Consider the following 8,590-nt stretch of genomic DNA (forward strand, 5'->3'; position numbering starts at 1 on the left):
ATAATCGGTATTCGATTTATTTTGACAATTATCCTTTTTATTCTCTAAATAATGACTCAACCTCAGTATCAGTGTTTGACATGCAATGAACGGACACCATGTACTTCTGTCAAAAGAGTTGACACTGTAAATTGGTCAATTCGTAAAATTATATGACTGTAATATAGTGCCAAACAGCTCAGCCACCCGGAGCGTGAAGTTAGACGACCGAACAGCTAAAAAGATACAACCTTTTTCCATAAATTTTATCATAAGTAGCGTAAGTAACATGCTCGACTAGCACAACGTGGCGTTGGTTTTTCTCCATAAAAAAATACAGAGCGACGGCGACAAACTCACCTTGCTCTGCTTCAATAGATATTTAAAAATAGATTCATCCAATCTTCTCAGCACACTGTCCTGCCGCAGGAGCATTGTCCCCAGTGATGTACGAAAAAATTCCATCCATACCATCGACTGCTGTCGGAAAATAACTATTTTTTTCTTGGGCTGCATCGATCTTCTTTCGCATCCTTGCCATGACTTGATCATGATCAAGCAATTGCATCCCCGTTACGTGTCAGAATTACGGGTTCATGCAGTTCATGACAAAGCTTTGAAAACCCATTGTAGTCCTGTCTAATTGTCGTTGATGGCTTAATATGCACGTTGTACACTTCTTTTCGAATAGCATTATTCTACTAAATAATATCAAGCAGGTTGGACATTTAATCCCTATCCGAAGGATTCTCTTGCGCTACTTCGGCGCGAATCGAGTTTCGCCTTTTTTCGTGTTGACTCCAAATAAAAAAACACATCGCCCAAGGCACAAGCCCCATATGGCGATGTATTCAAGATCCGCATACTGTATTACCGCTTAAGCCTTCTCTTCGTCCCCAGTCGCTATCGGATTCCCCCCATAACTAATCCAATCACTCCAGCTGTCGGTTATCGCATGAAAATGATTTCAAGCAAGTCACATCGAGCCATGTACGGACACATGATCGAGAGTGACGCGGTTGCTTCATTGTATGTACGCAGCTGAGAGAGAAACAGCCTTGATGAAGGCCGCTGTCCCCAAACTCGGATTGCCTAGCACGCTAGCATCATTGGCTCGGAGAGCGAGAGATGAGGGCGACAAAGGGAGTACAACCCCAAGGTGAGCGAGTTGCGCGAAGTGCCGAAGTTGATGACCTGCCAGAGACGGAGCAGACAAGCAAAGCCCAACCAAGATCGCCAACAGGAAAGTAGAAAATACAGCCCCACACCAGCCAATCTAAAACACAGCCTACATAGGCATGTAGACAACAAACTGCCCGCAACGCCCACTACTGTCCAAGACCTCTCGGCGGATACCAACCCTTAGCCGACAAGAACCTCAACCTACATTGCCCAAAAGCCCAAAAAGTAACTAACTACTAAAACACAATATTCTCTCTCTGTTTCACGTTGTCCGAGTGTGGGCTACGGGCAGAAAATCACTCGCTCTCTTGCTGACAAGGCTGCCGATACTGCCCAGACCCTATGGGTAGGTTCGGGCAAAAGAAGTTGAAGTACTTGCCGACAAGCCGCCCTTGCTAATTTGCATGTTGGGCATGTGCGCCCAGACTTGCTGATCTGTACAGCCCAACAATCTTAAAACCTGTAATCTCTATTCTCGTATGTATTCACTGGGAGCTTCTCTCGCCTTCGGCTCCCTGATGATGGTGGCTATATGAGCCTACATTCTCAAGCCATGACCCGATTCAGGAATATTTCTTGTACACCGTTCCGACCGCCCAGCACCAGCAGCTCCAAGCCCAAAGCTTGCCTACTCTCTTTCCGAAAAGGCGGTTTAACGTCGTTAACTGGGTTAAAATTCTCCTATGACCATTTTTATGAAATAATTACAACACGCTGCTGCCCTGCGATTAACTCTCTTGCCCCAGACGCTCAATGTGGCATGTACGTTCGGGCTACTACTAAAATCAAAATAGAATATCAAATTCCGTTCTACACTACTCTCAATATTACAAATATCAAACTATCAATATTTAGTTGCACGCCAAGAAAGTTAGAAATCATACTAGTTATGCCGTAAATCATCATTCAGCACTGGTTGCAATGGCCGATTCGACCTCATTAGTTGCTGCTGATTTAATGTCCCCTTCGACTCGTTCGAGCAAAGCTTCAATTTCAGTATTCGGACGCTTCGGTGTTCGACGTTCGGCATAAAAGGTCGTGGCTGATGGCACGATTTCGGGATGATTATTTAGGGTTTTCTCAATTTGATCTAGATATTCCTTTTGAGGCTTAAGCAATTGCGCATCAATTAAATCCTTTACTGCTTCCTCTTGCATGTCCAATATTTGGTGACTTAACGCCCGATTCCAATAAAAATTAGCTTCTTTTTGCATGTCTATCGCTTTTGTATAGGCTTCTATTTCCTTCTCCAAAAAATTGGCTCTATCTTTCTTACCATTCGTTTTCCTTAACTGATCGTAGATTAGCCCGATCCAGTTATAGAGTGACGATAATAATTCCACATTTTTATCTTCCACGAGGTCTATCGCAAGCTCGAAGTTGGTTATCCCTATCGACATGTAGTATGACGCACTATCTCGTTTTTTTGTCCCAACGTACATCTTACCTAATCGGTAGGCACTATTCCCTAAGTTGCGATAATGTTTATGATTAGGTTTATCTACTATCTCCAATGCTTTTTCATGCATTTGATAAGAGATCATATAGTCTTCTTCCGTCTCCAACTGCCCATGACAGATCGCGCGATATGAATACCATCCTGAAGGCCATTCCTTGCCACCGACTTCAAAACTTTGTTTGAAATAGGTCGCTGCCTTACTGTACATTTTTTTATTGTGAAGCGCCAGACCGATGCCATACAGCAAATCGTAGTCGGCTTGCGCATAGCGGCATAATTCTTCCTCTTTGGCCGAGAACAATGCCTCGAGATGCTCGTGTTCTTCCCCGAGCAGGTCGATCATTTCCTGCACAAGCACGAACACTTTGCCTTCGTTCTCTATATCGGGAATAATATCTACCATGCCATCTTCCGAGATGATAACTATAACACATTTTTTCCCTAAGTGATTTAATTTGGCCAAATATCGATGAGCGGAATTGAACCGCGCACCACGACTTGCGTCACCCTGCCCTTCTTGAGCAATGCCATCAAGAATAACACCTATTGCATGGCACTCTCCTGTGTTATCAAAGTAAATCGCGCCGTCGATTGCTGTTAAATATTTAATATAGTCTGGATTTACCTCCATTGGTTCAATCAAGGTGGACTGTTTTTTTAGTTTAATTACTTCATCCTGAGCGGTATGCGAGTCCGAAATGACAACCATCGTTCCGTGTTTTTGCTCACGGGCTTTACGGACGATTTGCTCCAGCTTAGTCGCGTTTGCTGCAGCCTCTATACCACTATCATCGCCCTCCCAAAATTGAGACATCACGATTTTCGTAACCCGGTCCGGCGCATACCCTTCTTCTCCTAGACGTGGGTTTTTGAAAGCGACCGATACAAGACGGTGATCAGTAATAATGTGATCTCGGTCAATACGATATACCTTACGGTCACCCCCATCGAGAAGTCGGCCTTCTCTTCCTTCTCTTACCATCACATCCGTAAACACGAGGTTGTACTTAGACAAGCCTTTGAAATCGACACGGAAACATAACGTATCTTTCAGATCGTTCCACCGAATTTCGCCAAGTCCGTAAATCGACCTATGGTCACCGATAAGGTACAAATGCTTTTCTTCGCTCGTCAGCTCAAGCAGCTTACGGATGCGCTTGGCATCCTCCAGATCAATCCTGTCGTCTTTAGAGAATTTGACAGCGTATTTAATCATACCGTTCTTATGTTCCAACACATTCTCATTAAAAAAAAGTATAGAGCCAAATGGGCTAGCGCTTTCATATGTTTTGGTCGATATTTCATCAATCTTCTCTAAAAACGTGTTAACATAGTATTCATTCCTGATTTGGTTCTCAATCTGCTCCCCCCATGAAGAAAGGCTATCACTTTGCAACAGTAACTGAGCTTTACCGAAAAATAGCCGGATCATCCGCCGGAGAAATTGAGTGGTGTCTTCTTTGTATTTCCTGTCGAGCTGGTTACTGGCGTTTAAAAATAGTAATGCACCACCGGAACCAGGAGAATAAAAGTCCATAAAATAGTAGTCAAGCACCATTCGCAGAAAGGATAACTCGGGTTTATCGTAATACAGCCTGATTGCATCAGTTTCAACGTTACGGATGCCTATCAAACAGGTGATCGTGCCCGTCTCCTTCCCCACTTTAACATCGAAAGTCTTACCGTAATAGATTAGCTGTCCCACTTGTAGCGAAGTGGTTGCCGCCGTATTAAGTTCTAGTACAGGTTGGGCGGAATTATACTTGATTTTGACCGCTTCGCTCTCCGAGATTGTCAGCTCTTCCGTGTTCGTCCCCGAGTACAGCCGGTAAACGCGATTGTTGAAATCGTGGTTGTCGGTGAGAACATCGTGCGGCAAGTTTAACTCGTCCAAGGCCTGCTCAATCGTCTTCAGTTTATCGTGAAGACATCTGATCCGACGATCTAGGTTGACGGAAACCGTCTTCTTTACACGAAAAATCTTGCTTACGCCGCCTTGTTGGTCGTGATTAATGCAAAAATATTTGAGGTGTATGCGTGGAGAAATTTTTTTAAGTATCGAGCTGAGGTTATAATGGATCATTTCGTTGATTTGCATTAAATCGTTCGTGGTAATTGGCATAATGCCCCCTGCAAAATATTTTTTAGAATATTTTACCACGGGTTTCAACTCCTTACAATGCGTGCCATTTAATAGAATGAGGTTATTATCCCTTTCTGGCAACCACGTTGGTACTTAACTGCCGGAGTCAATAAACAAATCATGAAACAAATAACGCAGATGAAGAGTAGGCGCTAGTAACTGTTAAAAATTATTACGCTGAAAATGTTTTGACTTTAAGTGGTCAAATTATTATTAAGAGACTGTCGATTAATTATTTTGGGCATGTGATTTTCGAACATTAATCGAAAAAGCGGGTTACCAAGCTGTTTGTAAACGATTTTAAAAATCTCGTTGAGAAGCACCCCTCACAAAAATCGATTTAAAGCGAAATTGCCCAAAATTAATCGACACTCTCACTAATCAAATTAATAAGATTATTAGCATCTAGAATTGTTGATTTGACGTTGATTTTGTTCTAATATAAGATTTCTCTGTTAACTCGGAATAAATACATATAAATTCCATATAGAAATAAGTAAGGAGAAGGGGCTGTCCGGCCTTCTTTGTGTGAATACAGCGTCGAGGATCTGCATGGCTCCTCGGCGGGCCGTACGATACATTAAGAATGCACATACAACAAGTGCTCGGCTCGGGTCTTCCTGTAAGTGCTTTCAAGAGCTGAGTGTTGACTTCGAGCATAAAAAATACACCGCCCAAGGCCCATATGGCGATGTATTCAAACTTTACATACTATTATATGTCTCTCAGCTCTTACTCTTCCCCAGACGCAACCGGATTCTCGCCATACGAGATCCAATCGCTCCAGCTTCCCGCATACAAGCGCACTTTCGTGAAGCCTGCTTCCTGCAGCGCAATGACGTTTGGCGTAGCTGTGACACCGGAGCCACAGTAAACGATTAGATCGCCGTTCTTGTCCAGATCATGGAACCGATCAGATTGAGCGGCGGCCTCCTTCCACTCACCAGTTTCTGCTAAACCATCTTTCCAGAAACGGTTAATCGCTCCTGGAATGTGGCCTGCGAGGCGGTCGATTGGCTCGACCTCGCCGCGGTAGCGAGGAGCTTCACGTGAATCGATGAGCGTGACTCCTTCGCTGCCCAACAGCTCCCTTACCTCATCCATTTCCACTAGCATATTGTGCTGCACTGTTGCAAGATAGGTTGCAGGCTGCACCGCTTCCTTCTCCGTTGCTACAGGCAATCCTTGGTTGAGCCAAGCCGAGAAGCCTTTGTCCAGCACATAGACTTGCTCATGCCCCATATACTTTAACAGCCACCACAGCCGTGAAGCCATCGCTCCGCCTTGATCATCATAGGCGACCACAATCGATTCGTTGCTTATGCCAGCCTTGGCAAAGGTAACCGTCATTGCAAAAATATCCGGAAGCGGATGGCGTCCGCCATGCTCCTCGACCTCACCGGATAGATCCTTCTCCAGGTCCAAATAAACAGCCCCGGGAATATGCGACTCTTCGTATGCTCGGAGTCCTGCTCTCGGATCGTCCAGCCGAAAACGGCAATCCGCGATGACTAGCTTCGGCTCGACCATTTTTCCCTTCAGCCATTCCAACGACACGATGTTATTCATTCCGATTCGCCTCTTTCATTCATTTATGTAATCTATTATGAAACCTTAGCCTTAGCTTGCTCCAATTACCTTCCTATCTATAGTATATTGTGTGTTTCCAATCTTCAATGGAGCGTTTCAGTCAATTATAAACAAAAACCGGGAGTGTCTCCACTAAGGAGGCTCCCGGCCGGCATTTTTTAATTCAAGACTAATTGGTTGCTTTCGCAATCGTTCTCGTCGGAACGCAACTATTCCACCTAGATGCCGCCTACGATTATGATTATTTAATCATCTGAAATACTTGCTCAACATCTTTGTCTCCGCGGCCAGAAAGGTTAATAATCAGTATTTGATTCTGATTCATCGTCGGCGCTAGCTTCTTGGCATAAGCCACCGCATGCGCGCTCTCTAGGGCAGGGATAATCCCTTCCGTACGGGAAAGCTCTTGGAACGCTGCCAGTACTTCCTCATTGGTAACCGTCGCATATTCAGCGCGTCCCGTCACCTTCAAGTGGCTATGCTCCGGCCCGATTCCCGGATAATCGAGGCCCGCAGCAATCGAATACGTCTTCCGTGGCTCACCTTCCTCGTCGAGCAGTACCAAACATTTGAAGCCGTGAATAATGCCTGGAACGCCTTCCGTTAAGGTCGGGGCTTGATCGGGTTCAACACCGATTAGACGAACGCTTGGCTCGTCGATGTAATGAGCGAATGCTCCAATCGCGTTGCTGCCGCCGCCCGCACAGGCAATCACGGCGTCAGGCAAACGACCTTCCTTCTCCAAAATCTGCTGCTTCGATTCTTCGCTGATGACAGCTTGAAAATGCTTAACCATCGTTGGAAACGGGTGTGGACCAACCGCCGAACCGAGCAAATAAAACGTATTTTTATAATTGCGAACCAGATCGCCTAGCGCTTCGTCCACCGCATCCTTCAGTCGACCCTGCCCCTTATCCACCGGTACGACAGTAGCACCGAGCAGCTCAATCCGGAACACGTTGAGTGCCTGACGACGCATATCTTCGGCTCCCATATAGATGATGCACTCCATATTAAACATGGCACAGGCCGTCGCAGTCGCTACTCCGTGCTGACCGGCACCCGTCTCGGCGATAATTCGCTTAGCTCCCATCCGCTTGGCGAGCAGAATCTGACCAATGGCATTGTTGATCTTATGCGCCCCTGTATGGTTCAGATCTTCGCGCTTTAAGTAAATTTTGGGTCCTCCCCATGCATTAGTCAGCCGCTCCGCATACGTCAGCGGGCTCTTGCGGCCAACATATTCGCGCAGGTAGTAGCTCAGCTCTTCCTGGAATTCCGGATCGTCTTTGAACTTGTAAAATTGTTCGCTCAAATAATTTAGCACTTCCTGCAATTCCGGCGGAACGAAGCTTCCTCCAAACTCCCCGAAGTACCCCTCTTGCTGCAACTGTTGGTCCATAAAGTAAGCGCCTCCATAAAATAAAATGGTAATCTATCACAACTATATTACCATAAATTTCAGCTATGTTTTATACAAGCGTTTTGTAATTCTATATAATGATAGCGAAGCTGAATAGATAACTTCCCACCCCCACAGTAGCCGAATACCCCTTAAAACTATTCAAACAATCCAGTCATCACTTATACTATGAATGAATTTCCAAAAAGGACTTTTGCCCGTTGCCTTCAAAATGTATTTCTCACTCTCTTCGAATTCCTAAAGTATAAAATCCATATTGCCCCCAAGACAATTACTATCGATAAATCCAATAGTTCAGTGAAATCCTTATTTGACATGATATAGTCAACGAGTCCAATTATTATTCCTAATGATTCAGTCACAATTACAGTTTTTGGAGCATACTTTTTTCTTAATAGCAGTAAAACTAGTGAAAAAATAATTAAAATTTCAATAATTAAATACGAGCTAATATTATAAGTTTTTTCTATAGTTAACTCCGTATGCTTAAATAGTTTGAACAATAGAAATTCATTATATAAACCTAATAAGTTAATAAAAAAAATAATTACAGATAATAAAATGTAAAAAAGTAACCATCCTTTTATCCCTTGAATTTGTTTAGTTTGCATTGAGCGGTCCAAGCTCCTTTGATGAGAGTTAATTTTCTTCTAGTATTTACATTCGTTTTGAACGATGTCTTATGTATTAACCTGAATTACGAAAGCCCATAGGAACAAGGACTTGAAAAAAACAAATATGTAATAGCATCCATTTATGGATAGTGAATCTGCGAAGTCCATAGCGAATGATTAAATATGCCTACAACTTCCCC

5 protein-coding genes are annotated in these 8,590 nt (G+C 44.0%); all 5 read right to left on the bottom strand.

All coding sequences use genetic code 11. The features are described 5' to 3' along the window. Positions 1 to 373 precede the first annotated feature (373 nt). Positions 374 to 520, bottom strand: coding sequence for a hypothetical protein (locus tag E0496_RS36275; RefSeq protein ID WP_206669886.1), 147 nt, complete (start codon positions 518 to 520; stop codon positions 374 to 376). 1,543 nt (positions 521 to 2,063) lie between these two features. Beyond that, positions 2,064 to 4,781, bottom strand: a complete 2,718-nt coding sequence (locus tag E0496_RS27785) for a tetratricopeptide repeat protein (protein WP_141505115.1) — start codon at positions 4,779 to 4,781, stop codon at positions 2,064 to 2,066. A 714-nt stretch (positions 4,782 to 5,495) separates the two neighbouring features. After that, positions 5,496 to 6,332, bottom strand: a complete 837-nt coding sequence (locus tag E0496_RS27790) for a sulfurtransferase (RefSeq protein ID WP_141505116.1) — start codon at positions 6,330 to 6,332, stop codon at positions 5,496 to 5,498. 262 nt (positions 6,333 to 6,594) lie between these two features. Continuing rightward, positions 6,595 to 7,755, bottom strand: coding sequence for a tryptophan synthase subunit beta (gene trpB / locus E0496_RS27795; RefSeq protein ID WP_141505117.1), 1,161 nt, complete (start codon positions 7,753 to 7,755; stop codon positions 6,595 to 6,597). Positions 7,756 to 7,982: 227 nt separating this feature from the next. Then, positions 7,983 to 8,387, bottom strand: a complete 405-nt coding sequence (locus E0496_RS37285) for a DUF2569 family protein (RefSeq protein WP_141505118.1) — start codon at positions 8,385 to 8,387, stop codon at positions 7,983 to 7,985. Positions 8,388 to 8,590 lie beyond the last annotated feature (203 nt).

The organism is Paenibacillus luteus (genome assembly GCF_006542765.1).
GTDB lineage: Bacteria > Bacillota > Bacilli > Paenibacillales > Paenibacillaceae > Pristimantibacillus > Pristimantibacillus luteus.